This is a genomic window from Enterobacter sp. A8 (assembly GCF_004296595.1).
Lineage (GTDB): Bacteria > Pseudomonadota > Gammaproteobacteria > Enterobacterales > Enterobacteriaceae > Enterobacter > Enterobacter cloacae.
The window spans coordinates 131,904-157,534 of the sequence record NZ_SCMF01000001.1 but is presented as its reverse complement, the minus strand read 5'-3'; the positions used below and the strand labels follow the sequence as shown (position 1 = coordinate 157,534).

The following is a 25,631-nucleotide window of genomic DNA, read 5'->3' as shown; positions in this document are numbered from 1 at the left end:
TCGCGTGAAATCAGAGAGAAAAATGCATTTTGCCTCTTGCCACTGCGGTGCTGTGCCGCTAATATTCGTCCCCGTTGTCACCGACAACACGTTGCGTTCATAGCTCAGTTGGTTAGAGCACCACCTTGACATGGTGGGGGTCGTTGGTTCGAGTCCAATTGAACGCACCATTCTGCGTCCGTAGCTCAGTTGGTTAGAGCACCACCTTGACATGGTGGGGGTCGGTGGTTCGAGTCCACTCGGACGCACCATTTCAGTCCTGAAATGGTGCAAATCCTCTTCTTGTAGTCTGAATAATCCCAATCGCCTGATTTTTTACGCTTTCTCCTGCTACGCTTTTCATATGACAAAAAAAAAGCAGGAACAGTGTCGATGAAAAAAATCGCCATTATCGGCTCCGGCCCCACAGGGATTTACACCTTTTACGCGCTCCTGAAGCATAAAACGCCACTGGCCGTTTCCATTTTCGAAAAAGCCGAGGAAGCGGGCGTGGGCATGCCCTATCGAATTGATGAAAACTCGCGTCTGATGCTGGCGAATATTGCCAGCATTGAAATCCCACCCGTTTTTATGACCTATCTCGACTGGTTAAAAGAGCAGAGTGCAGCCCATCTCGCCCGCTATCACGTCGATAAAGCTTCCCTGCACGACCGGCAGTTTCTGCCCCGAATCCTGCTGGGGGAATATTTTCGTGACAGTTTTCTGAGGGTGGTCAAAGAGGCCCGCAGGCTGGGATTTCATGTCGATATCCATGAATCCGCCGAGGTGACGGATATCGCCACCGACAAAGACGGCGTTACGCTTTCGGTAAATAACAGCCGCTTACCTGAACGCTTCAATCTTGCCGTCATCGCCACCGGCCACGTCTGGCCTGATGAGGATGAGGCCACGCGCACCTTCTTCCCAAGCCCCTGGTCCGGGTTGATGGACGCCGATATCCCAGCCTGTCGGGTGGGGATTATGGGGACCTCATTAAGCGGACTGGACGCCGCCATGGCGGTTGTTATGCAGCATGGCGCCTTTGTTGATGACAAATTCGTTCTGGATAAAGGCAGCGAGGCGTTAAAAATAGTTCTCATGTCCCGGACAGGCATTCTGCCTGAGGCCGATTTTTACTGCCCTATTCCTTACGAGCCGCTGTCGGTATTAACTGAATTTGTCGTTGAGAATGAAATCGCCAAAGGGTCTGACGGCCTGCTGGATCGTATTTTTGCCCTGATGGTGAAAGAGCTGGAACTCGCCGACCCGGCATGGTGTGAGAAAATCGGGCTGCGCGCCCTGGATGCGGACACCCTTCGCGATGCCTGGTTTGAGGACCGCAAACAGCACGGTCCGTTTAGCTGGGCAGAAGCCAATCTTAATGAGGTCGAACGCAACAAACGTGAGCGGCGAACGGTGCCCTGGCGCTACACCGTGCTTCGGTTGCACGAGGTGGTTCAGGAGATCGTGCCGCATCTTAATGAGCCGGACCGGGAACGTTTCAAGCAGGGACTGGCGCGGGTGTTTATCGACAACTACGCCGCCATTCCACCGCAGTCTATCCGTCGGCTGCTTGCGCTGCGCGAGGCCGGGATCATCAGCGTTGTCGCATTAGGTGATGATTACACGCTGGATGTCGGTCGCGCCCAGACGGCGATCGCGACTGAAGACAACACCTATCTCTTTGACGTGTTTATTGATGCCCGTGGGCAAAAACCGCTGAAAACAGAGGATCTGCCTTTCCCGACACTGCGCAAACAGCTGCAGGCGACAGGCGACGAGATCCCTGATATTGGCGAGGATTACACGCTTAAAGCACCAGAAACGGTGCGCGGGAGAATCGCGTTTGGCGCGATACCGTGGCTAATGCACGATCATCCCTTCGTTCAGGGACTGGCCGAGTGTGCGGAGATTGCCGGGTCGATGGCGAAAGCGGCGGAAAAACCCGCTTCTGGGTTACGCAGGAGATTGCCGTATTTCGATAGCTGACAGGGCTTCCATGCCCTGACCGTCATTATTCGAAGAACACTTCCGGGTTCTCTGACAGAGAAACGAAGGTTTTCGTCGCTTTATCCAGCGCACGAATTTCACCGCTCTCAATGTCATACACCCAGCCGTGCAGGCGAAGGGCGTTATTGCGCAGACCCACAGCAACGGATGGATGGGTTTTGATGTTGCTCAGCTGCGCAAAGACGTTCTCCTGCACCATTGCATTCACTTTGTCGATCGGCTGATCCCAGCTTTTCTTCTCCACCACCGCTTTAGCGGCATCAGAATAACGCAGCCAGTGGGAGACGGCAGGCATCGGCTCGAGGTTCGCGTTATCCGCAATCGCCTTCATCGCCCCACAGTTGGAGTGACCGCAAATCACGATATCCGTCACGCCCAGCGCCACAACGGCATATTCGATGGTTGCGGAGACACCGCCCGGCTCTGGCCCGAACGGTGGCACAATGTTGCCAGCATTTCGAATGACAAAGAGCTGTCCTGGCTCTTGCTGAGTGACCAGTTCTGGTACCAGACGGCTGTCGGAGCATGAGATGAACAGCGCTTTGGGATTCTGGCTGGACGCTAAACTGCGGAAGAGCTCTTTACGTTGCGGGAAAATCTCTTTTTGAAAGTTGAGGAAACCTTCAATGATATGTTGCATAGCAATTTCTCTTTTATCTGTTGTTGTTTAGGTATGATCGGGATCACACTCCTGAAGTTTACCCATCGTGCTTTACCTGAGACAAGCAATATATTTCTGGCCCGACCGCTGCACAATCTCGTCCGCGTTTGCCGGGATGTTTTGTCCCTCAAAGGCACCGTACAGGCGGGCAAATTTTTTGCCTTCCAGAAGTCCGGTAATCTGCTCAACGGTGCGGGCTGGCAGCGGCAGCATATTCGGGTAGCTCCACATAAACGAAACGGCGTCTTTTCCGGGCGTGACCTGAAGAATATCCCCCGCCAGCAATACGCCTTCGCCCTCCTGCCAGTGCAGCACCGTACCGCCTGCAAAATGCCCACCCAGACGCAACAAGGTGACCGACGGAAATAGTTCCAGCGTATCCCCTTCCCAGAACTGAATGGCAGGACTGCCGCGCATGACCCACTCTCTGTCGCTGGCGTGCAGGTACACCGGTGCATTAAATGCCGCAGCCCATGTCTGCATGGTGGTGTAATAGTGTGGGTGCGAGATCGCAATCGCGCTGATGCCGCCGAGCGCGGTAATGAGCGTTTTGGTTGCCGGGTCGAGGTTGGCAATACAGTCCCAGAGAATATTGCCGTGTGGGGTACGCAAAAGCAGCGCGCGCTGGTTAATCGCAAAGGCAGGCACCGTTTTGATACTCAACAGCTGTGGCTCCAGCTGCTGCCATTTGTTGCTGTGGGTGGAAGTCACGGTAGCAAAGTCAATCCACGCCTGGCCGCTGTGCGGAACATACTGGCGTTCATCCTCGCAAATCGGGCATGTTTCCGGCGTGGTGTCATACGCAGTACCGCAGGTTTTGCAGAGTGTCATCATATGCATTCCTCAGCCATAAAGCAGAGAGTATGGCAGGGATTATCCATATGTGCTGCGAGGTACATTGCTGGCCTTTTTTGCCCTATACTGTGCCAGTATCAAAAACTGAATAAAGCAGGTGCCACATGGAAATTGATCTCGAAAACCTGGTCTTTAACGGACTGGATGAAGCAGAAGAGCGTAATGCGGAACGTCTGGACGACGCAGATAAAAAAGCCCAGGCGATTGTTGCGGATGACGACTGCGGCGATGCCTGCAAGATCTGATGAAAAAGCACCGGTTAACCCGGTGCTTTTTTTTATGTTACTTTTTCAGCCCGTCAATGGCCGCCTGCGCACAGGCTTCATCAAGATGACCACCCGGCGCACCGCCGATGCCAATCGCCCCGATCACCTCATCGCCCTCTTTCACCGGCAGGCCGCCCGCCAGCAGCAGGAAGCCCGGAATATCACGCATGTTTTGCGCACCGGCGTTGCTCTGCGCCGCTTCCATCACTTTGCCTGAGGCATTCTTTGCGCTGAGCGCCGTCCAGGCTTTCATTTCGCTGGCTTTAACCGTATGAGGACCGGCATTGTCCGTACGCTGCACGGCTTTCACCACGCCCGCACGGTCAACCACGGTGACCGTCACCTGATAATTCTTTGCCGTACACGCCTGAATGGCGGACGTGGCCAGCGCATTCGCCTGCGCCAGCGAGAGACTCTTTTGGTTTAACGTATCGGCCTGTGCCGACAGACTTACGCTACCTGCGGCCAGTGCCGCAACCATCATTAATTTTTTCATCGCACTTCCTCGCGTGTTGGGATACGTGGCAGAGCGTACCCCACCGGGCGATGAAACATAATTCGGTTGAATACGCACTCAACCTGGTAGTTATACGGATTGCAATTTATCGTATTCGCGTATTGCCTGAACCAGACTGCCGACGCCAAGCTTGGTAAACGCCGCCGCGCGGTGCGCTTCCACCGTCCGTGGCGAGAGATTCAGCCGGGCGGCCACCTCTTTGTTGCTGAGCCCTTTCATCAACTCCCCCAGCACCTCATGCTCCCGCGCGGTTAATTGTGCGAAGCGCGCTTTCACCCGGGAGGTTTCCTGCCAGCCGGCAAACCGGCGCTGACTCTCCTCAAAGGCTAACCCTACCGTTTCGATAAGCTTATCGGCATCCAGCGGCTTGGTGAAAAACTCAAACACGCCGTTACGAAATGCCCGACGACAGGCATCTACGGTCCCGTGCCCGGTCATGATGATCACCGGCAGCAGGGGCCAGGGCCATTTTCCCTCCTCAAGCCAGGTGAGCCCGCCTTTGCCCGGCATCCGCATATCCAGCAGCAAGCAGCCTACCAGCTCGGTGTCCCGTGCATGGGCCGCGGTAAAGGCATCAACGCTTTCAAACGTCCTGACCGGCCACCCCATGCCCGAAAGCAAAAACGCCATCGACTCTCTGATGGATTCATCATCATCAATCAGCCAGATTGTGTTATCCAACCGTAGCCTCCTTTCCGTTTGCCAGTTGTAGCCGGATCTCTGCCCCGCCCTGCGGCGCATTGCCCAGCGTAATCGATCCATTCATACGCGTCATTAATGATTCCGTTAAGGTCATTCCCAGTCCAATGCCCTCTTCCCGGCCGCTGTAAAACGGCATAAAGGCATTTTGTAACGCCTCCGGGCTAAAGCCTGGCCCGCCGTCCGTCACGGTAATCTGAATGCCGCTCTCGGTTTTGTGGCTTTCAATCTTTACCCAGCCAGCAGGACTCGCCTGTTGGGCCTGAATCGCATTGCTGAGCAGATTATGCAGCACCTGCTCCAGCCAGAGCGGGTCGGCCAGCACGGTGGTGGCCCCGGGGGCAAACGCATGACTGACCGAGATATGTTCAGCCCTGCGCTCATGCTCAAGTAAGTTCACCACCTGCAGCCAGCATGCTGCCAGATCGGTTTCCCGCAGGGTGACTTTCTCCTTCACAACGTGCTCGCGAAAACGGGTTAATAATGCGCTAATACGCTGCGTTTGCGTCAGCGCAGCCGACAGCGCCTGCGACACGGCCTGGCCGTTTTCCTGCTGTAACTGACGCTGTGCGCCCTGGATCCACGTCTGGACGGCGGTCAGCGGCTGGTTTATCTCATGCACAATACCGGCGGTGATCTCCCCCAGGGTATTGAGCCTGGCGTGCTGGTAATAGCGCGCCCTTTGCTCGGCGTCTTTACGTGCTTTACGCTGCCAGAGCACCACGCTTACCAGCGCAATCACTATCCCCCAGCCGATAAACAACAAGGGGTAAACAGACCAGCGGACGCCAAACCAGTCCGGCCGGGAATCCGCTTCGAGCGTAAAAGGTTGCGTATGTTGCGGGAAGGTGCGTTGCCAGTGCCAGAATGCGTCAGAGGGCCGTTCTTCCCCGGTCGGTATAAAGCGGATCCCCAGATGGGTAAACGGATGATGCGCATTCAGAATCGGGCCGAGATCCACCCGCACGCGGATCTGACGCCAGGGGTTATAAAGCCAGTACTGCATCTCGTGGGCAGGCTCCACCCGCGCCGCATCCAGTGGGCGTCCCGTCGTTTTTTCCAGCGCGAGCAGATGGGGGAATTTTTTGCGCAGGGCGGCAATGTCTTCATCGCCATTCAGAAGCGGTAAGACCGATTCATTTTGCGTCAGGACCGCGCTTAATTCGGAAAATAACGCCGAGAACTCACGGTCTCGTTCCCAGAACTGACGGCGAATTTGTTCGGCGTAGAGCAGTACGCCGCTGAGTGTGCACGCTATCGCCCAAAGAACGATAGCGCGTTTCATCATGCTGTTGGTGGTCATTGCGTTAACAGGGACAGTGGCGAATGCCGAGACCTTACCAGCTAACCCTGTTAAGAACAAAAAAACGTAGGGTCAGACCTCCGGCGTATGTTTAAAGCCAGTCAGCATGAGCATTAACCCGTCTGGTGATGAGGCAGGTTCAAACTGATAATGATTCCCCTGGCGATCGCCACCGATATACCACGAGATCTCGGTTTTCCCTTCCGCCAGCGCCTTACGCACGGCTTTATCCACGTCGACCATCCGGTATTCACGAACATGGTTCAGATAAAGCACGGCATCGGAACGGTAATTACAGGCCGGACGCGACGACCACTTCACGGTCGCAGGATCCCAGTCATTACTGGCCGGATAAAAGAAAATCTGATCGGCCCCATTGTTTTCTACCTTCCCACCGAAAATACGGACGCGGTATTTAAACAAGGACGGATCCTGCCCGGCGGGCAGCGGCGGGATATGGAATTTTACCAGGCTTAGCGTCTCGCTGTTTTTTGTGCGTCCACCGTTCTGCCAGTTATCCTCTACCAGTAACACCTGCGGTGAAGGCTGAGTGATGTTCGGTTCAAGACTGCTGAGCCAGACATTGGCCTTCGCCATAGAATAACCATAGGGCACGGTTGAACCACAATCCATACCGCGGTTCATGCAGCGTTCGGTCATAAAGCGGGCGGCATCGTCCGTCCAGCCGTTCATAAAATCGGCATGCGCCGTATAGAGGCTACCCCAGCGTTCTTCACGTTCAGCCCCCTGCATCACCGGATCGAGCGACAGTTGCGCCTGACGGGTGTCCAGGCGGGTAATACCATGCAGCACGTAAGCCACATTCATATTAACCGTTGGAATTTTTACCGGGAACGCGCTCGGGCACTGGCCGTTAACGTCATACGCCGCATTGGCCAGACCGTGGTCGGGCTTCAGATTCACACCGTCCCAGCAGTTCGGAAATTGAATGCCAATATTAAACTGGACGGCATCGTTAGCTTTACGCAGCCCGCACACCTCCCCGATTTTGCTGCTGTAGCCATTCCCGTTCGCGCATAAAAAGCTGATATGGGTGTTGGGCGTGCTGCCGTGATGATCCCCGGCGAGCAGCGACAGCCCGGCCGGGAACGGGTGCAAGGGATAGGCATCAACCTTCGAGGCCTGATAATAGGTTTTTTGATAGGCCGGTTTGACCACCGTTCCGTCAGGTAATCTCAGAGAAGGCGCCCAGTAGGCAGAGCCGTCGGCCTTGTTATCACAGGTCGTCTCTTCGTGCTGGCGCAAGGTTTCCCGGGTTGAAAAGGCATCGGTATGGGTATTGCCAAAGAAATCGTGCCACATGGCCTGGTTGGGCATACCAAACATCATGATGGCGTCATCGCCGAGGGTGTGGGAGTAACTGCAGACCACATGCGCCTGTGGCCCGGCATGGGCCGCCTGCATGGCAATCAGTAACGCGGTGGCTAAAAGGGCGGGCGTGAATACAGTCCGTTTCATCTTCATCTCCATCTGTGAAAGGAGATATTGGTAACAAAACGGCCTGCGTTAACCGAGGATTTCCCAGCGTATTTTTCCGCTCATCCACGCTTTACAGCGTCGAGGCACAGCTCATTCCAGTACATTTCGCGCGTGCGGCGCAGTTCAGCGTGACGTTTTATCATGGAACCACTCCGGGTCAATGTTGGCCACGTCCACGCCATACAGACTGGCGACAGGCAGTATCGACTCAAGAACACGTTGCGCGCTGTTCTCCGCATTCGCGGGACGGGCCGCAAAAAACCGCCGTAACGTGCTTATCCACTTTTTCATCGTCTTTACCCCTCTCGCTTTACCTGACTTCAGTAAAACACGCCTCCATCAGGAAGGGGAAATAACAATAACGACTGTTGATATACAGGATTTGAGTAACTCGCGAAACGCTGGTGCCTTACCCGGCCAGCGCCTTCACCACTGTCTCCAATGCCTGGGTGGTTAACTCGCTCCGTTTTACGCGCTGGTTCGCCAGCGCCGTACGCAGTACCCCGGCAATCACGATATGCTTGGGCTCCTGTCCTAAGTCACGCATCTCCAGAACGACCTTCCCTACCACCCGACACATCTCCTGGTACAGCTCTTCGTCTTTGGTCACATTGCCCATGGCGATCCACTCCGTTGCCCTAAACCGTCAGCTTAAATGATCCCTCGCCCGGATACAAAAAAGAAGCCCGGCGAGAAACTCACCGGGCTTCCTAAGCTAAATCAATTAATTAGTTATTTACCGGGATCACCGCACCTTTGTACTTGGTGCGGATCCAGTCCTGAATCTCTTTGGAGTGCAGCACGTTCACCAGCGCAACGATATCTTTCTTCTTCTCGTCACCGCGATGCACGGTAATGATATTGGCATACGGGTTGTTTTCACCGCTCTCAACTGCAATCGGGTCGTGAACCGGATCCAGACCGGCGTCAATCGCGTAGTTGGCGTTGATCACGACCGCCGCGCCTTCATCGTTGTTATACATCTGCGGCAGCAGAGACGCTTCCACGTTAGGAGTGAACTGCAGCTTTTTCGGGTTCTCCACGATGTCGCTGATGCGCGCGGTCACTTTGTCGATGCCAGGCTTCAGCTTGATCACCCCTTCTTTTTCGAAGATAGAGAGAATACGCCCCTCTTCAGAAACGGCATCACGCATGATGATTTTGCCGCCTTCCGGCAGGTCTTTCAGCGACTTGTATTTTTTGGAGTAAATGCCGATGGGCTCGATGTGGATCGCGCCTGCGCTGACAAAATCATAATCCTTATCGCCTTCGTGATCTTTCAGCACGCTGTTCAGATAAGGGATGTGCTGGAAGTAGTTCGCGTCAATGTCGTGGCCCGCCAGGGCAGTGTTGGGCAGAATGTAGTCCTGGAACGGTTTGATCTCCAGGTCGATACCCTGCTTCGCCAGAATCGGCTTCGCCTGCTCAAGAATTTCAGCATGTGGCGTATTTGACGCGCCCACGGTGAGGGTGTCAGCCCAGGAGGCAAAGCTCAGGGCGCTGAGGGTTGCTGCGGCGATCAGTGTCAGTGTCTTTTTCATGATGATGGTTCCTGTGTGTATTTATTAGCGTTTATCTAACAGTGAGGTAATGATGTCGCCGCAGAACTGGATAACGAAAACGATGATCAAAATGGTCACCGTTGCCACCAGCGTGACGTCACCATGGTTGCGCTGGAATCCTTCCAGATAAGCCAGATTTCCCAACCCACCGGCGCCAATCACTCCGGCCATTGCGCTGTAGCTCACCAGCGCAATCAGCGTCACCGTAATACCTGAAACCAGTGCGGGTGATGATTCCGGCAGTAAAACCCGAAACACTAAGGTGCTCAGTCGTGCCCCCATTGAGCGCGTTGCTTCTATGACCCCTTTGTCAACTTCACGCAGGGCGAGCTCCACCAGACGGGCGTAGAACGGTGCGGCGCCCACAATCAGGGCAGGCAGTGCCGCGTTAGCTCCCAGGATGGTGCCAATAACGGTCTTGGTGAACGGGATCAGCAAAACAATCAGAATGATGAACGGGATAGAGCGGAAAACGTTCACCACAATTGAAATGACGCTATAGACCGTGCGGTTGTGGAACAATCCGCCGCGGGCGGTTAAAAACAGCGCCAGACCCAGTACGATCCCCAGCACAAAGGTCGCCACACCGGAGAGCGCGGTCATGTACAGCGTCTCAAGCGTTGCCGCCCAGAGCTGATCCCACTTCAGATGCGGAAAGAGATTCTCAGCCATGTTTAATCACCTCGCCTTCAATATCGCTGTGCTTCAGGTCGGCGAGGATATTGTTCAGTTGTTCATCGGATGCCACCACGTGTACCCACAGCTGGCCAAACACGCCGTGCGCCGTCTGGGTCATTTTTCCGTGCAGAATGTTAAACGGCAGGCCGTAGCGCAGCGTCAATTCACCCACAATCGGTTTATGGGTGCTGTGCCCGGTGAAGGTCAGACGGATGACCGTCCCTTCCAGATCGTTTGCCAGCTCGGTATTAAAGGTCTCTTCCTCGGCGTACTGGCTCACCTGGCGGACAAACTGCTGCGTAATCGGCTGCTGCGGATGGGTAAAAACGCTCAGCACGTCGCCCTCTTCCACCACTTTACCGTTCTCCATCACCGCCACCCGGTCACAGATTTTGCGCACCACGTGCATCTCGTGGGTGATGAGGACGATGGTCAGCCTGAAACGACGGTTTATGTCCAGCAGCAGATCGAGGATCTGATCGGTGGTCTGTGGATCGAGCGCAGAGGTGGCTTCGTCACAGAGCAATACATCCGGGTTGTTCGCCAGCGCACGCGCAATGCCCACGCGCTGCTTTTGCCCGCCGCTCAGCTGCGACGGATACGCATTTTCACGGCCTTTCAGCCCGACCAGTTCCACCAGCTCGGCCACGCGGGCCTGAATCCTGGCCTTTGGCACCCCGGCGATCTGCATCGAAAAGGCAATGTTTTCCGCTACCGTTCGCGACCACAGCAGGTTGAAATGCTGGAACACCATGCTGATCTTCAGACGCGCCTGTCGCAGCGCTTCCCCCTTTGCGGCAGAAATGTCCTGACCGTTAATGGTCACGCTGCCGCTGCTCGGTTTTTCCAGGCCATTTAACAGGCGGATAAGCGTACTTTTCCCCGCGCCGCTGTAGCCAATAATGCCGTATATCTGCCCCTGCTCAATCGTCAGATTGACGTTATCAACGGCCGTGAGCGCCACCTTGCCGTTGTCAAAGACCTTCGAAATATTGCTGAGAACAATCATTCTTATTCGTTATCCGTCCGCCCTGGCGGTTTAGAAGTATGGATGTCCAAACGATAGTAATCAGCCGTTACTTGCTTTTAAATGAACAAAAAAGCATGTGTTATAACCAGCGGGAATAAACACTGCCTGTCGCGGGCGGGACCCGTTTAGACCAATTTCAGCAATGTTTATCTGCACGATGCATATGTCAGAGGCGACCCACGCCAAAAACGCGCATTTTTTCAACATATTCTGTTAATATAGCCATCCTCACATCCGGAGCACTTTACGTCTTGCTATCCTGACATCCAAAAACACCATTTATATTCTTTTCTGTTCTAAAAAGCAGAGATTCGTTCTTTCTTGCGAAATTTTCACCGCCCTATCATCCCGTCATGACCTCCTGAAAGGAAAAACCCATGACGATTTACCACTCCGTCACTGAACTGATTGGCCAAACACCGGTTATCCAGCTGCATAAACTGGACACCGGCCTCTGCTCGCTGTTTCTGAAACTGGAGAACCAGAACCCGGGGGGCTCTATAAAGGACCGCGTGGCGCTGTCGATGATTAATGAAGCGGAGCGCACCGGCCAGCTGCAGCCGGGCGGCACGATTATTGAGGCCACGGCGGGAAATACCGGCCTGGGTCTGGCCCTGATCGCCGCCCAGAAAGGCTATTCGCTGATCCTGGTGGTACCGGACAAAATGAGCCGCGAGAAAATCTTCCACCTTCGCGCGCTGGGTGCCCAGGTGGTACTGACGCGTTCGGACGTCAATAAGGGCCATCCCGCCTATTACCAGGATTACGCCCGGCGTCTGGCGAGTGAACTGCCCGGCGCGTTTTACATCGACCAGTTCAACAACGAAGCCAATCCGCTGGCGCACCGTACCACCACCGCGCCGGAGCTGTTTGAACAGCTTAACGGCAGGATCGACGCCATCGTGGTGGGCGTGGGGTCAGGCGGCACGCTGGGTGGCCTGCAGGCGTGGTTCGCCGAACACTCGCCGCACACGGAGTTTGTCCTCGCAGACCCGGCAGGATCGGTTCTGGCCGACCAGGTGGAAACCGGACGCTACCGCGACGCGGGCTCCTGGCTGGTTGAGGGAATTGGCGAAGACTTTATTCCGCCACTGGCCCACATTGACCGGGTGAATCGCGCCTGGCGCATCACCGACCGCGACGCGTTCGCCACCGCGCGCGAGCTGCTGAAAACGGAAGGCATTCTGGCTGGCTCCTCCAGCGGAACTCTGCTGGCAGCCGCGCTGAAGTATTGCCAGGCACAGACCACGCCGAAACGCGTGGTGACCTTCGCCTGCGACAGCGGCAACAAATACCTCTCAAAGATGTTCAACGATGACTGGATGCGCCAGCAGGGGCTGATGTCCCGCCCGCAGGCAGGCGATCTCTCTGACTACATTGCACTGCGCCACGACGAGGGCGCCACCGTCACCGCCGCCCCGGACGACACGCTTTCCACCGTACTGGCACGCATGCGCCTGTATGACATCTCGCAGTTGCCGGTGCTGGAGAACGGCAAGGTGGTGGGCATTATTGATGAGTGGGATCTGCTGCGCCACATTGGCGGCGACGGGGCTCGCTTTGCCCTCCCCGTCACGGCGGCCATGACGCAACAGGTGGAGATTCTCGATAAGCACGCGCCGGAAAGTGCCCTGCACGCCATCTTCGACCGCGGTCTGGTGGCGGTGATTAATGACAATGACCGTTTTCTGGGTCTGATCACCCGCAGCGACCTCCTCACCGCCTGGCGCAACCGTCTACAGCAATAAGGAAACAAGAATGAAAAATCTCGCCACGCTCAGCGTACACAGCGGCCAGGTTAACGATCAACACGGCGCGGTCATGCCGCCCATTTACGCCACCTCGACGTTTGCGCAACCGTCGCCGGGGGAGCATACCGGCTACGAATATTCCCGAAGCGGCAATCCTACCCGCCATGCGCTGGAAACCGCCATCGCCGAACTGGAAGGCGGCACGCGCGGCTATGCTTTTGCTTCCGGTCTGGCCGCCATTTCCACCGTACTGGAGCTGCTGGATAAAGACAGCCATATCGTCGCCATTGATGACGTGTATGGCGGCACCTACCGTCTGATTGAAAACGTGCGTAAGCGCAGCACCGGGCTGCGGGTCAGCTGGGTAAAGCCCGACGATCTGGCTGCGCTGGAAGCCGCCATTGGTCCCCAAACGCGCATGATCTGGGTGGAGACGCCGACTAACCCGCTGCTGAAACTGGCCGACCTGGCAGCCATCGGGGCCATTGCCCGCCGCCATAACGTGATAAGCGTGGCGGATAACACCTTCGCCTCCCCGGTCATTCACCGTCCGCTGGAGCTGGGTTTTGATATCGTAGTGCACTCCGCCACTAAATACCTGAACGGCCATTCCGACGTGGTAGCCGGGCTGGCTGTGGTGGGCGATAACCCGGCGCTGGCGGAACGGTTGGGGTATCTGCAAAACGCCATCGGCGGCGTGCTCGATCCCTTCAGCAGTTTTCTGACGCTGCGCGGAATGCGTACCCTGGCTCTGCGGATGGAAAAGCACAGCAGCAACGCGCTGGCGATTGCGCAATGGCTTGCGCAGCAGCCGCAGGTTGAAAAGGTCTTCTATCCGGGGCTGGATTCGCACCCGCACTATCAGCTCGCCCGCAGGCAAATGGCGCTGCCGGGCGGGATGATTTCCGTCGTGGTGAAAGGCGATGCGCAACGTGCGACGGAGGTGATCCGCAAGCTGAAGCTGTTCACCCTCGCAGAAAGTCTCGGCGGTGTGGAAAGCCTGGTGAGTCAGCCCTACAGCATGACTCACGCCTCTATTCCGCGCGAGCAGCGTCTGGCTAACGGCATTGTGCCGCAGTTGATCCGCCTGTCCGTGGGGATCGAAGAGGCAGACGATCTGATTGCCGATCTGAGTCAGGCGCTGGAAAAATAAGCAAACGGCGGCAGGCCCCTCGCCTGTCGCCATAAGATGTCATTATGCCTTAACGCATTGATAACAATATTATGTGAAACTGCACAGATTATTTCTGAAACACCGTTTCCATTTTCCTTTTATCTTAAAATCAGCGTATAATGCGCGCCAAATCCCTGGTGAATGGTTTCAGCGCTTGGAATACAAAAAACAACGTACAACTTCTCCTCTCCTTCGTTGGGCTGTCACTCAGGCACACTTTCTTCTGCACGCTCATTTGATGTCTCCTATCCTTAGTGCGTGTCATATACTCTTTTGCAACACAGGTTTGACTCCGCGGCGGTGCGCCCCCGGAGCGAGATTTCCATATCCTTCCCAACTTAAAGACTAAGACTGTCATGAAAAAGACGAAAATTGTTTGTACCATCGGCCCGAAAACCGAATCTGAAGAGATGCTGACCAAAATGCTGGACGCCGGCATGAACGTTATGCGTCTGAACTTCTCTCACGGTGACTACGCTGAACATGGTCAGCGTATCCAGAACTTGCGCAACGTCATGAGCAAGACCGGTAAAAAAGCCGCCATCCTGCTGGATACCAAAGGTCCTGAAATCCGCACCATCAAACTGGAAGGCGGTAACGACGTCTCCCTGAAAGCGGGCCAGACCTTCACCTTCACCACTGACAAGTCTGTGGTCGGTAACAGCGAAATCGTTGCGGTAACCTATGAAGGCTTCACCAGCGATCTGTCTGTGGGTAACACCGTGCTGGTAGACGATGGTCTGATCGGAATGGAAGTCACCGCCATCGAAGGCAACAAAGTCATCTGTAAAGTGCTGAACAACGGCGACCTGGGCGAAAACAAAGGCGTTAACCTGCCAGGCGTTTCCATCGCGCTGCCAGCACTGGCTGAAAAAGACAAGCAAGACCTGATCTTCGGCTGCGAGCAAGGCGTTGATTTCGTTGCTGCCTCCTTCATCCGTAAACGTTCCGACGTGGTTGAAATCCGTGAGCACCTGAAAGCGCACGGCGGCGAGAAGATCCAGATCATCTCCAAAATCGAAAACCAGGAAGGCCTGAATAACTTCGACGAAATCCTCGAAGCGTCTGACGGTATCATGGTTGCGCGTGGCGACCTGGGTGTTGAAATCCCGGTAGAAGAGGTGATCTTCGCGCAGAAAATGATGATCGAGAAATGTGTCCGCGCACGTAAAGTGGTTATCACTGCTACCCAGATGCTGGACTCCATGATCAAAAACCCACGTCCAACCCGCGCAGAAGCAGGCGACGTGGCGAACGCCATCCTCGACGGTACTGATGCCGTCATGCTGTCTGGCGAATCCGCAAAAGGTAAATATCCGCTGGAAGCGGTGTCCATTATGGCCACCATCTGCGAACGTACTGACCGCGTAATGACCAGCCGTCTGGACTTCAACAACGACAGCCGCAAACTGCGCATCACTGAAGCGGTCTGCCGCGGTGCGGTAGAAACGGCTGAGAAGCTGGAAGCGCCACTGATCGTGGTTGCAACGCAGGGCGGTAAATCTGCGCGTGCCGTACGTAAATACTTCCCGGATGCTACCATCCTGGCGCTGACCACCAATGAAACCACTGCGCGTCAGCTGGTGCTGAGCAAAGGTGTTGTTGCGCATCTGGTGAAAGAGATCGCCTCTACTGACGATTTCTACATTCAGGGTAAAGAACTGGCGCTGGAAAGCGGCCTGGCACAGAAAGGCGACGTGGTGGTAATGGTATCGGGTGCACTGGTACCGAGTGGTACAACCAATACCGCCTCTGTTCACGTGCTGTAATAATGTTCAAACGAATTAGTTTTTGATAAAAAGCGTCCTTCGGGGCGCTTTTTTTATTCGTGGTATTAGCCAACTCTATTCAAAAAGCAAATCGGGTTTTTCTATTTAATCGCGATTTATGTAAGACGAATCCGATGAAAAATGCCTTTTTTAACATAGCTTTTTCGACAAAAATGCCGAATTCGTTGCTTCTTTGAGCGAACGATCAAAAATAGGCGTATTCCCATCAAAAAAATATTCTCAACCCAAAAAAGTTTGTGTAATACTTGTAACGCTACATGGAGATTAACTCAATCTAGAGGGTATTAATAATGAATCGTACTAAACTGGTACTGGGCGCGGTAATCCTGGGTTCTACTCTGCTGGCAGGTTGCTCCAGCAACGCTAAAATCGATCAGCTGTCTTCTGACGTTCAGACTCTGAACGCTAAAGTTGACCAGCTGAGCAACGACGTGAACGCAATGCGTTCCGACGTTCAGGCTGCTAAAGACGACGCAGCTCGCGCTAACCAGCGTCTGGACAACCAGGCTACTAAATACCGTAAGTAATAGTACCTGTTAATAAAATGGCGCACATTGTGCGCCATTTTTTTTGCCTGCGTCAAACCCCCTACTGCGTCACCTTCTCGCCATCCTCTTCCGTTACCGCAGCAGAGACACGGCTGTTCTGTACGGACTGCACGTTATTGCTGGCCGACGGGCCGTTAGCCGCCGATACGGCGACCGGGATCCCCGCCCGGCGCGACAAGGCTTTATCAATAAGCGCTTTATCACTTCCCGCCTGAGAAACAAACGAGGCAAAGTCAGCGGAATGGGTAATAGGTGTAATCTGCGGGTTTTCTCCCTCCACCTGCGCCAGCGGACGATGCACTTCAATATAGCGTTTGCCATCCGGCTCGACGGAGAACTTCACCGGCTCATTAATAATCTGCACCCGTGTGCCGACCCGCACCTGTTCGAACAGGGCTTTAATGTCCGGGGCATTCATGCGCATACAGCCTGAACTCACCCGCAGACCAACGCTGTCCGGCGCACTGGTACCGTGGATGAGATATTCCCCATTGCCCACGCCTAAACGCAGTGCAAAGCGTCCCAGCGGGTTATTTGGCCCGGCGGGTACGACCGGCGGCAATTTAATGCCCTGCTCCAGAGAGCGCGCTCTGATGCCCGGCGTCGGGGTCCAGGTTGGATTAGGGATCTTCTGACTCACGCGGGTCGTCGTGACCGGCGTCTCCAGCCCCAGCTGTCCAATCCCCAGCGGGAAAACCTGAACAATATTTCCCCCCGGTGGATAGTAGTAAAGCCGTAACTCGGCCAGGTTCACCACAATACCTTCGCGTGGCGTATCTGGAAGCAGCATCTGGGATGGAATGGTAATCACCGTTCCCGGCGCAGGGTTTACCGGCGCAATGGTATTATTGGTTTCAAGGATGAGCTGTGCCGCAGTATTAAACCGACGTGCGATGGTCTGAAGTTTGGTATCCCCTTCCTGTATTGTGTAGGTTTGATTTTGCCCAATCAGACGGCTGCCTGCGGGCGGTAACGGATAATCCATCGCACTGGCCGAATTAAGAGCGCCGAGCGAACCAAGGAGTAAGAGTGTTATTAGAGACGCGCGCTTCATGCTGAGATTCCTTATTCACTGACAGAACGCCAGAAAGCTGAAAAACCAGCGAGGCGGGAACCACCTCGCGAAACAGAATGAATGCTGTCCTGTAAGTCTAGCTAATGATTGCAGCTTTGGCGCGGATGGCGCGAATCATCGCTTCCAGCCCCTGGGAGCGGGACGGGGTGAGGTGTTGGGTCAGGGCCATTTTTTCAAACCACGGGCGCACATCAAAGGCGACAATATCCTGCGCGGACATCTGGTGGTAGAGAATAAAGACCACGGCGATAAGCCCTTTCACAATCGCGGCATCGCTGTCGCCGTGCAATTCAATCGTACCGTCGCCCTTTTGCTCCATCACGATCCACACCTGGCTCTGGCAGCCCTGAATAATATTATCCGGGTTATGCGCCGCTTCACTGAGCGGCGGCAAACGCTGCCCCAGCTCAATAATATAGAGATACTTTTCTTCCCAGTTTGCGCAACGTCCGAAGTTACGCAGTAATTTATCTTTGTCCGGCAACTCTGCCATTGTTCGCTTCTCCGTTAGCCCAGCAACTGGTGAATGCGTTTTAGCCCCGCCACCAGCCTGTCGACCTCTTCCGTTGTGTTGTACATCACCAGCGACGCGCGGCACATTGCCGGGACCTGATAAAATGCCATCAGCGGCATGGCACAGTGGTGCCCCGTACGCACGGCCACGCCATAGTTATCGAGGAAACTGCCCACGTCATAGGCATGGTGTTTTCCCAGATTGAACGCAATCACGCCCTGCCGGTTGGCCGGGCCATACAGGGTCAACTCGGGCACGCTGGCAAGCTCCTGCAGCGCGTAGTGCATCAGCATCTGCTCATACTCCTGGATGGCCTCAAGGCCAATGGAGGAGACATAAGAGAGAGCAGCCCCAAGACCGATAATCCCGCCGGTATTGGGCGTACCAGCCTCAAAACGCCACGGCGCGCGCGCGTAGGTGGTCCCTTCCGACAGGCTGACGGTGGCGATCATCGAGCCGCCCCCTTCCCACGGCGGCATGGCCTGCAAAATATCGTCTTTCACATACAACACGCCGATCCCGGTTGGGCCATAAAGCTTATGCCCGGAGAAGACGTAAAAATCGCAGTCCAGCGCCTGAACATCCACCGCGTGATGCATCACCGCCTGAGCGCCGTCAATCAGGACCTTCGCGCCCGCCCGGTGGGCTTTTTCGACGATCTCTGCTACCGGGTTTTCGGTGCCCAGCACGTTAGAAACCTGGGTTATCGCCACCAGCCGCGTGCGGTCGTCCAGCAGGGCATCAAGGTGCTCAAGCTGAAGCGTGCCGTCCTGATTCAACGGGATCACCCGTAGCGCAGCACCCACACGCTCACAGAGCATCTGCCACGGCACGATATTGGCGTGGTGTTCCATCTCGGTGATGATGATGTTATCGCCCGCGTGGACCTGCGCACTGCCCCAGCTGTTGGCGACAAGGTTGATCCCTTCCGTCGTGCCGCGCACAAACACCAGCTCTTCCGGCGATCGCGCATTCAGAAAAGCGGCCACCTGGGTGCGGACGTTCTCCATACGCTGGGTCGCCTCTGCGCTCAGCGTATGAATACCGCGATGCACGGCGGCGTAACCGTGGCGGTAGAATTCGGCTTCTGCATCCACCACCTGATTCGGTTTTTGCGCGCTGGCAGCGCTGTCGAGATAGGCCAGCGGCAGTCCATTCACTTCACGGGTCAGAACCGGGAAATCGGCCCGTACTTTCTCTACGGGAAAACTCATGCTTCGCCTCCAGGCAGACGCTGACCAATACGGGCCAGCACCTGCTGTTTTAACAGGCCATCATCCAGCGCCTCCGTCAGCTCTGCGGCAAAGGCGTAGATAATCATTTTCTGCGCCGCCTGCTGGTCAATACCGCGCGAACGCAGATAGAACATCTGTTCATCGTCAATGCGCCCGACCGTGGCGCCGTGGCTGCATTTGACGTCGTCGGCATAGATCTCCAGCTGCGGCTTGGTGTCCACTTCTGCCAGGCGCCCCAGCAGCAGGTTGTTGTTGGTCATCTGCCCGTCGGTCTTAATGGCGTGTTGCGCCACATTGATCAGACCGTTAAACACCGCGCGGCCTTTGTCGCTGACAATGGTTTTGTGCAGCTGGCGGCTGTTGCAGTAGCCTTTGTTGTGCTCAAGCCAGGTCCGCGTATCACACACTTCCGATTTGACCGGCATCGCCAGGCTGTTGATGCGCAGGGTGGTGTTCTCGCCGTTAAGCTGCGTGCTGGTATTGTGACGCAGTACCGCGCCCCCCAGCAGGAAGCTGTGGCTGTATGCCGCTGCATCTTGTCCAAGCAGGATATCGTTATGCGCAAAGTGGTGACTCTGCGGGTTCTCGAATGCCAGCTTGATATGGTGCAGCTGAGCGTTGGCGGCGACATTCATCGTCAGGCGCGCCCCGGTAAAGTGGCGGGTATCGTTGAGGCTGACGTAATGTTCAATAATCGTGGCTTCCGCCCCCTCCGCCAGCTCCAGATGGTGGCGATAGTGCGCAGTATTGATTTCATCGCCGTCCAGGCCCTGGGTGATGTGCATCAGCAGCAGCGGTTTCGCCGGGCGCTGGTTTCGCTTCACGTGAATCTGCGTCACACTCTGCGCCAGGCTCTCGGTAAGGTGCAGAAAGACCTCCGGCTGCACGGGTGCCGTCAGGCCCTGGCGCTCATCATTAATAGTGATCGTATAACCGCTCTCGTCGGTGCTGTCGCTCAGATCAGGACGGAACTGGCCGTCGACAAACACCAGGCGCAGGGCATCCACATTCAGCGCCAGTGCATCGCGCTGCGTCGGTGTGATATCCGCCCGTTGCGAGACAAATTCAGCGTTCAGCAGGCCCTCAAGCGGCGTGTACTTCCAGTTCTCATGTTTACGCGTGGGTAAACCGAGGCGCAGCATCTGTTGCAGGTGCTGTTGTGCCTGCTCAGAACGCCTTCCGCCCTGCGCTTCAAACAGGCGGTGCCACTGCTGGAGCGCATTACTGCTGTTCGGTAAGCCAGCCATAACCCTGCTCCTCCAGTTGTTTGACCAGCGTGAAATCACCGGATTTCACAATGCGCCCCTGGTAAAGCACGTGGACGTAATCCGGTTTGATGTAGTCAAGAATACGCTGATAGTGGGTAACGATAATGAATGACCGTTTGCCGTCGCGCAGAGAATTCACCCCGTCGGCGACAATCTTGAGGGCATCGATATCCAGACCGGAATCGGTCTCATCCAGAATGCACAGTTCAGGTTCAAGCACCGCCATCTGCAGAATGTCGTTGCGCTTCTTCTCGCCGCCGGAGAAGCCGACGTTCACCGAGCGGGTCAGCAGATCTTCCGGCATTTTCAGCAGCTTGATCTTCTCTTCCATCAGGTCCTGAAAATCAAAACGATCCAGCGCCTCCAGGCCACGGTATTTGCGTACCGCGTTGAGCGCCGTTTGCAGGAAGAACTGATTACTGACGCCCGGAATTTCGACCGGATACTGGAAAGCCATAAAAATGCCCTCCCCCGCGCGCTCTTCCGGCGACATCTCCAGCAAATCTTTGCCGTTAAACTCAACCGAGCCGTTGGTCACTTCGTAATCTTCGCGTCCCGCCAGCGTCGCTGAAAGCGTACTTTTCCCGGAGCCATTCGGCCCCATAATGGCGTGGACTTCACCCGGCTTGACGTCAAAATTGAGGCCACGCAGGATGGCTTTGTCTTCCACGCTAACCTGTAAATCTTTAATACTTAACATGTGCTTTCCTTAACCGACGCTGTGTTCAAGACTAATGGCGAGGAGTTTCTGGGCTTCAACGGCAAATTCCAGCGGCAGTTCAGAGAACACGTCCTTACAGAAGCCGTTGACAATCATCGAGATGGCATCTTCTTCACTGATCCCGCGCTGCAGGCAGTAGAAGAGCTGATCTTCCCCGATACGCGACGTTGTCGCCTCATGCTCAAGCTGGGCGCTGTTGTTGCGACACTCCACGTACGGGAAGGTATGCGCGCCGCAGTCTGCGCCAATCAGCATGGAGTCACACTGGGTAAAGTTTCGCGCGTTGGTAGCTGTTGGCATGATTTTCACCAGCCCGCGATAGCTGTTCTGGCTGTGTCCGGCGGAGATACCTTTTGAGATGATGGTCGATTTGGTGTTTTTACCAATGTGGATCATCTTGGTGCCGGTATCCGCCTGCTGATGGCCGCTGGTCAGCGCAACGGAATAAAACTCGCCGATGGAGTTATCCCCGCGCAAAATACAGCTCGGATACTTCCAGGTAATGGCCGAGCCGGTTTCAGACTGGGTCCAGGACATCTTGCTGTTTTCGCCTTCGCACAGCGCACGCTTGGTGACGAAGTTGAGGATACCGCCGGTATTACCGTCGCCCGGGAACCAGTTCTGCACCGTGGAGTATTTCACTTCGGCGTCTTTATGGATGATGACTTCAACCACCGCGGCGTGGAGCTGATAGCTGTCGCGCACCGGCGCGGAACACCCTTCGATGTAGCTGACGTAGCTGCCTTCGTCCGCCACCAGAATGGTGCGCTCGAACTGGCCGGTCTTTTCCGCGTTGATGCGGAAATAGGTCGACAGCTCCATTGGACAACGTACCCCTTTCGGCACGTAGATGAAGGTGCCGTCTGAGGCGACCGCTGCGTTGAGCGCCGCGAAGAAGTTGTCGTTAGACGGTACCACGGTGCCAATGTACTTTTTCACCAGTTCCGGGTGATCGTGGATCGCTTCGCCGAAAGAGCAGAAAATGATCCCCTGTTCCGCCAGCTTCTCACGGTAGGTGGTTGCCACCGAGACAGAGTCAAAAATGGCGTCCACCGCCACCTCTTTCCCTTCGCGAACCGGCACGCCAAGCTGGTTAAACGCCTCTTCCACCTCTTTACTCAGGAAGCTATTATCCGCCCCGGTTTGCTGTACCGCGCCGGGCTGCGAGGCGCAGGTGTCGTCACAGCTGCCGCAGGAAGGTGCAGAGTAGTAGCTGTAATCCTGATAATTCAACTTATCGTAGTGGGCTTTCAGCCAGTGCGGCTCTTCCATCTCCAGCCAGGCCCGGTAAGCGCTCAGGCGGAATTCGAGCATCCACTCCGGCTCGTTACGTTTGGCTGAAATTGCGCGCACGACATCTTCATTGATGCCCTTTGCCAGTTCATCAGTTTGCAGCTGGGTGAAGAACCCCTCTTTATAGTTGAGGTGTCCGCCGCTCCAGGTATTTACTTCACTCGTTGCTTCAGTATTACGAGACATAGTACCGCCTATACCCCAAAGCTTTCGCCGCAGCCACATTCGTTCTGGGCTTTCGGGTTATGAAATTTGAATAACTGGTTTAAACCTTCACGCACGTAGTCCACTTCGGTGCCGTCGATAAACGGCATCGCCTGAAGCGCGACATACAGTTTTGCGCCATCCGTTTCAAACACCAGATCATCTTTTTCGGGTTCGGTGACGGTGTCGAGCACATAACCAAACCCCGCGCAGCCGGTCTGCTTGACCCCTAAACGCACACCGAGGATCTCTGGCTTTTTCGCCACCAGCTCATGAATATGTGCCGCCGCCGCTGGCGTGAGCGTTAAACCGCGCCAGGCGAAATCGGCAGGGTTAAAGGTTTCTGAATGCAGTTCCATAGGTCCACCTCATCTGATAAGCCATCAGGCATAACACCATGTTAGTGATAACGATTCTCACTTCAACCCTCTGACAGCAGGGGCATTAGGCTTAATCGCCCTTTTTGCCTGGTTTTATTAAGCATAGACCCTGTGAGAGGATGCTGGCGGGATGGATTTAATTGTTCAATGCATTGATTAATAATGCATTTCGCTGCGTCGCTCGTCTGATTAAAAGGAAAAGCAAAATATGCATCGGAAATGCCTATTTTTGAGATAGCTTTTGCGCAGGACAGGACAGAAAGAAAAAAAGGCCCTCAAGGCCTCTGATGATTAATGATGAAAGGCGACGGAAAAACCCTGTTCACGCCAGTGATCGAGCTGTTCCTGCTGACGGGGCGTGGGCGATTTTCCCGTCCAGACAAAGAGTTTCTGCCCGGGGAAGAGTTCGGGACGCGGTGAATCAATCGGCTCTGCAAGCACGTCGATATGCCAGCCCTTATTGGCTAAGCGCGCGGCTTCAAGCCACAGATGAGTGCGGTCGTCGCACTCCCAACCGATGAGCAACGCATCTTTACCGGCTTTTTTACGCGATTCTGCCAGGCTTGCCACGGCGAATTCGATCAGCACACCATCAAACAGGCTCGCCATGTGGCGCACCGTATTTTGATCCTGATTCATGCGCTGCCTTACGGGGGTAATAATGTTGTCGATCAGCGCATCCATGGCGTGATCGCGGCGAAACTCGCCAATTTTTGCGCGCAGTTTTGCCGGGCTGGCATAGCGCAAAACGGTCATCATCTCTTCCTGGAAAGCGGCCCAGTTACCCTGGGTCATCACTTCCTTGTTCTCCAGCAAGGCTTTTACTTTCCCCACCGAAACGCCTGATTTCATCAGACGTTTGATCTCTTCAATACGCAGGATATCCTCGTCGTCGAACTGACGATGACCCCCTTCACTGCGCTGCGGCTTCAACAAACCATAACGGCGCTGCCAGGCACGCAGCGTAACGGGGTTGATACCGCATCGTTCGGCGACTTCGCCGATACTGTAATAGGCCATTAACTCCCTCACGCTCAATACTTCCATACCCAACCACAGCAACCTTATCAGATTGTACAAGCTATTTGTATAACTAAGACCTCAGTTTGAAACAGGTGAATGGTGAGGACACCATCCACGCCGTTAACTCTATTGTTGTCTAAATTCCGCCTTACGTACAGTTAACTCTGCCAAAGGTTGTACAGCTTTATCACAATCCAGACTTTTTCTCGGGCCACGAAATTGCCGGAATGCCGCCATGTCGGGGGCTGGCAAACAGATGCCCCTGGAACTGGGAAATTCCCGCAGATTCCAGCCACATCCACTCCTCAGCCTTCTCCACGCCGACGGCGCAGAATTGAATTTCCAGCGAGGAACAGCACTTGATAATCGCCTGAATGATGGCCTGACGCGGACCGCTTTTATGCACATCCAGCACCAGATCGCGATTAATCTTAATTCTGTCCGGCTGGAACTGGGCCAGCAACTGCAGCCCGGCAAAACCGGCCCCGAAGTGATCGATCGTCACGCTGATACCGGCACTTTTTAACTGTCGGACCGAATGGGTAAACTCATCGAAGCGCGAGATGGCTTCACTTTCGGTGAATTCCACCACAATTTGCTCCGGCACAAAGCCGTTCGCGTCGATAGCGGTGAGCAGGAAATCGACGGCATGCGGGACATTGACCAGCGTCATGGGCAACAGGTTAATCGACAGCGTCTGATTCTGTAGCCCCAGCGCACTGGCCATGGAGAGCGCAACCTGTTTGCTGTGCAAATCTGCTGCGTAGACCTCTTCACGCGGAAGCGCCGCAAAATAGGCCCGTGGCGAGTCGCCGGATGGCGTGCGCAGCAGTGCCTCCCAGGAGACCACCTCCTGCATAAAGGGATCCACAATCGGCTGAAACGCAAAGCTGCAGTCTGCCCCTTTTGCTACCACCGGCGGTTGCGCGGATAACGGCGTCTCCTCGGGGATAAAATCCCAGGCATCGGCGGGCGGCAATTCAAAATAGTTGGCCTTCTCGGTTGCCTCAACGAACGTGCGGAAGAATTGCAGCGGACGATCGTTATAGGTCAGCTGATAGCGGGTCGTGCCCTTATTAAGCACCTGCTGAAGAACATCTTCCCGGTCGAAGTGGCGCAAATCAAAGAGTTCCATCCCAACATTGCCAAAACGCCGGGAAGGTCCGTGATCGCGCATCAGTTCCACCACATTGTGGTGACGCGGATCGCGGCAGATCTGCTCATAAATGGCGGTCACGTTTTCGACTGGCCCTTCGAGCAACTGAAAAAAGTGCGTGCCGTTAAACAACAGGATCCCCGTGACGTCGGATTGTCGGTTTTTACTATCTGCAGCAGCGACCATGGTTTCCAGCGCTTTCACCGGAACGTCATCGCAGATATGGCTGCGGTATATGATGGTTGTCAGCATGCTTTTCCTGGAGGGGTTAGGGGTTTGGCCACGAAAACGCGTGGATAGAGTTCTGTTATAGCATATTAATTGTCAGGCAAATAATTTACGTCTCAATGATTTAGGACGTTTATGACCCGAATTTTCGATGTTGTACAATTTAACCACGACGCTTCAAGTTGTACAATATATTCTGTTACGATACCGT

General features: G+C 55.1%; 26 protein-coding genes and 2 tRNA genes. 8 read left to right on the top strand and 20 right to left on the bottom strand.

Annotated features, from left to right (window positions below; all coding sequences use genetic code 11):
- Positions 1 to 93 precede the first annotated feature (93 nt).
- The 3 genes from EQV24_RS00810 to EQV24_RS00800 all read left to right on the top strand — a co-directional run bounded on the left by EQV24_RS00810 (position 94) and on the right by EQV24_RS00800 (position 1,968).
- Positions 94 to 170 (top strand) — tRNA-Val (locus tag EQV24_RS00810).
- Between the two features lie 4 nt (positions 171 to 174).
- Positions 175 to 251, top strand: a tRNA-Val gene (locus EQV24_RS00805).
- 121 nt (positions 252 to 372) lie between these two features.
- Complete coding sequence (locus tag EQV24_RS00800; protein ID WP_130626026.1) at positions 373 to 1,968, top strand: FAD-NAD(P)-binding protein; 1,596 nt, start codon at positions 373 to 375, stop codon at positions 1,966 to 1,968.
- A gap of 25 nt (positions 1,969 to 1,993) precedes the next feature.
- Here EQV24_RS00800 and EQV24_RS00795 read toward each other — a convergent pair whose 3' ends face one another.
- Positions 1,994 to 2,629 carry a carbonic anhydrase gene (locus EQV24_RS00795; RefSeq protein ID WP_013096936.1) on the bottom strand — a complete coding sequence of 212 codons (636 nt, stop codon included), beginning with the start codon at positions 2,627 to 2,629 and terminating at the stop codon, positions 1,994 to 1,996.
- A gap of 72 nt (positions 2,630 to 2,701) precedes the next feature.
- The gene (locus EQV24_RS00790; protein ID WP_130626025.1) at positions 2,702 to 3,484 is read right to left on the bottom strand and encodes an MBL fold metallo-hydrolase; all 783 of its coding nucleotides are present in this window, start codon (positions 3,482 to 3,484) and stop codon (positions 2,702 to 2,704) included.
- Between the two features lie 125 nt (positions 3,485 to 3,609).
- Between EQV24_RS00790 and EQV24_RS00785 the strand changes: the two genes are divergently transcribed.
- Positions 3,610 to 3,750 carry a hypothetical protein gene (locus tag EQV24_RS00785; RefSeq protein ID WP_013096938.1) on the top strand — a complete coding sequence of 47 codons (141 nt, stop codon included), beginning with the start codon at positions 3,610 to 3,612 and terminating at the stop codon, positions 3,748 to 3,750.
- 37 nt (positions 3,751 to 3,787) lie between these two features.
- Here the strand turns inward: EQV24_RS00785 and EQV24_RS00780 are convergent, their stop codons facing one another.
- From EQV24_RS00780 to EQV24_RS00745, 9 genes are all read right to left on the bottom strand, one after another.
- Positions 3,788 to 4,267: a heme-binding protein gene (locus EQV24_RS00780; RefSeq protein ID WP_020688318.1), complete on the bottom strand. Its 480-nt coding sequence runs from the start codon at positions 4,265 to 4,267 to the stop codon at positions 3,788 to 3,790.
- Between the two features lie 90 nt (positions 4,268 to 4,357).
- Positions 4,358 to 4,969, bottom strand: coding sequence for a LuxR C-terminal-related transcriptional regulator (locus EQV24_RS00775; RefSeq protein WP_038980355.1), 612 nt, complete (start codon positions 4,967 to 4,969; stop codon positions 4,358 to 4,360).
- A complete protein-coding gene (locus EQV24_RS00770; protein ID WP_038980354.1) occupies positions 4,962 to 6,290 on the bottom strand; it encodes an ATP-binding protein in 1,329 nt (442 codons plus the stop codon). The genes EQV24_RS00775 and EQV24_RS00770 overlap by 8 nt, the downstream gene beginning before the upstream one ends.
- Before the next feature lie 72 nt (positions 6,291 to 6,362).
- Positions 6,363 to 7,769 (bottom strand): DUF1996 domain-containing protein, encoded by a 1,407-nt coding sequence (locus EQV24_RS00765; RefSeq protein WP_130626024.1) that lies wholly within the window; start codon positions 7,767 to 7,769, stop codon positions 6,363 to 6,365.
- A 144-nt stretch (positions 7,770 to 7,913) separates the two neighbouring features.
- The gene (locus EQV24_RS23635) at positions 7,914 to 8,081 is read right to left on the bottom strand and encodes a hypothetical protein (protein WP_038419198.1); all 168 of its coding nucleotides are present in this window, start codon (positions 8,079 to 8,081) and stop codon (positions 7,914 to 7,916) included.
- A 118-nt stretch (positions 8,082 to 8,199) separates the two neighbouring features.
- Positions 8,200 to 8,409: a fumarate hydratase FumD gene (gene fumD, locus EQV24_RS00760; protein WP_130626023.1), complete on the bottom strand. Its 210-nt coding sequence runs from the start codon at positions 8,407 to 8,409 to the stop codon at positions 8,200 to 8,202.
- A 109-nt stretch (positions 8,410 to 8,518) separates the two neighbouring features.
- Positions 8,519 to 9,331 (bottom strand): MetQ/NlpA family ABC transporter substrate-binding protein, encoded by an 813-nt coding sequence (locus tag EQV24_RS00755; protein ID WP_013096945.1) that lies wholly within the window; start codon positions 9,329 to 9,331, stop codon positions 8,519 to 8,521.
- 24 nt (positions 9,332 to 9,355) lie between these two features.
- Complete coding sequence (locus EQV24_RS00750; RefSeq protein WP_130626022.1) at positions 9,356 to 10,024, bottom strand: methionine ABC transporter permease; 669 nt, start codon at positions 10,022 to 10,024, stop codon at positions 9,356 to 9,358.
- The gene (locus EQV24_RS00745; RefSeq protein ID WP_020688322.1) at positions 10,017 to 11,039 is read right to left on the bottom strand and encodes an ATP-binding cassette domain-containing protein; all 1,023 of its coding nucleotides are present in this window, start codon (positions 11,037 to 11,039) and stop codon (positions 10,017 to 10,019) included. The genes EQV24_RS00750 and EQV24_RS00745 overlap by 8 nt, the downstream gene beginning before the upstream one ends.
- A gap of 398 nt (positions 11,040 to 11,437) precedes the next feature.
- Between EQV24_RS00745 and EQV24_RS00740 the strand changes: the two genes are divergently transcribed.
- The 4 genes from EQV24_RS00740 (at position 11,438) to lpp (ending at position 16,302) form a co-directional block, all read left to right on the top strand.
- Positions 11,438 to 12,808, top strand: coding sequence for a pyridoxal-phosphate dependent enzyme (locus EQV24_RS00740; protein ID WP_130626021.1), 1,371 nt, complete (start codon positions 11,438 to 11,440; stop codon positions 12,806 to 12,808).
- Between the two features lie 10 nt (positions 12,809 to 12,818).
- Entirely contained in the window at positions 12,819 to 13,964 is a 1,146-nt protein-coding gene (locus EQV24_RS00735; RefSeq protein WP_029883873.1) for a PLP-dependent aspartate aminotransferase family protein, read from the top strand.
- A gap of 377 nt (positions 13,965 to 14,341) precedes the next feature.
- Complete coding sequence (gene pykF / locus EQV24_RS00730; protein WP_013096950.1) at positions 14,342 to 15,754, top strand: pyruvate kinase PykF; 1,413 nt, start codon at positions 14,342 to 14,344, stop codon at positions 15,752 to 15,754.
- Positions 15,755 to 16,065: 311 nt separating this feature from the next.
- Positions 16,066 to 16,302, top strand: a complete 237-nt coding sequence (lpp, locus tag EQV24_RS00725; protein ID WP_001082307.1) for a murein lipoprotein Lpp — start codon at positions 16,066 to 16,068, stop codon at positions 16,300 to 16,302.
- Between the two features lie 61 nt (positions 16,303 to 16,363).
- Here the strand turns inward: lpp and EQV24_RS00720 are convergent, their stop codons facing one another.
- From EQV24_RS00720 to EQV24_RS00680, 9 genes are all read right to left on the bottom strand, one after another.
- A complete protein-coding gene (locus EQV24_RS00720; RefSeq protein WP_023620680.1) occupies positions 16,364 to 17,377 on the bottom strand; it encodes a L,D-transpeptidase family protein in 1,014 nt (337 codons plus the stop codon).
- Positions 17,378 to 17,474: 97 nt separating this feature from the next.
- On the bottom strand, positions 17,475 to 17,891 hold the full coding sequence (gene sufE, locus EQV24_RS00715) for a cysteine desulfuration protein SufE (protein WP_013096952.1): 417 nt from the start codon (positions 17,889 to 17,891) through the stop codon (positions 17,475 to 17,477).
- A gap of 14 nt (positions 17,892 to 17,905) precedes the next feature.
- Positions 17,906 to 19,126: a cysteine desulfurase SufS gene (sufS, locus tag EQV24_RS00710; RefSeq protein WP_038419195.1), complete on the bottom strand. Its 1,221-nt coding sequence runs from the start codon at positions 19,124 to 19,126 to the stop codon at positions 17,906 to 17,908.
- Positions 19,123 to 20,394, bottom strand: a complete 1,272-nt coding sequence (sufD, locus tag EQV24_RS00705) for a Fe-S cluster assembly protein SufD (RefSeq protein ID WP_023620682.1) — start codon at positions 20,392 to 20,394, stop codon at positions 19,123 to 19,125. The genes sufS and sufD overlap by 4 nt, the downstream gene beginning before the upstream one ends.
- Entirely contained in the window at positions 20,369 to 21,115 is a 747-nt protein-coding gene (gene sufC / locus EQV24_RS00700) for a Fe-S cluster assembly ATPase SufC (protein ID WP_013096955.1), read from the bottom strand. The genes sufD and sufC overlap by 26 nt, the downstream gene beginning before the upstream one ends.
- Positions 21,116 to 21,124: 9 nt before the next feature.
- On the bottom strand, positions 21,125 to 22,615 hold the full coding sequence (gene sufB, locus EQV24_RS00695; protein ID WP_013096956.1) for a Fe-S cluster assembly protein SufB: 1,491 nt from the start codon (positions 22,613 to 22,615) through the stop codon (positions 21,125 to 21,127).
- Between the two features lie 8 nt (positions 22,616 to 22,623).
- Positions 22,624 to 22,992 carry a Fe-S cluster assembly scaffold SufA gene (sufA, locus tag EQV24_RS00690; protein WP_008500631.1) on the bottom strand — a complete coding sequence of 123 codons (369 nt, stop codon included), beginning with the start codon at positions 22,990 to 22,992 and terminating at the stop codon, positions 22,624 to 22,626.
- Positions 22,993 to 23,304: 312 nt separating this feature from the next.
- Positions 23,305 to 24,033: a MerR family transcriptional regulator gene (locus EQV24_RS00685; protein ID WP_013096958.1), complete on the bottom strand. Its 729-nt coding sequence runs from the start codon at positions 24,031 to 24,033 to the stop codon at positions 23,305 to 23,307.
- Positions 24,034 to 24,223: 190 nt separating this feature from the next.
- Positions 24,224 to 25,444 (bottom strand): diguanylate phosphodiesterase, encoded by a 1,221-nt coding sequence (locus tag EQV24_RS00680; protein WP_013096959.1) that lies wholly within the window; start codon positions 25,442 to 25,444, stop codon positions 24,224 to 24,226.
- Positions 25,445 to 25,631 lie beyond the last annotated feature (187 nt).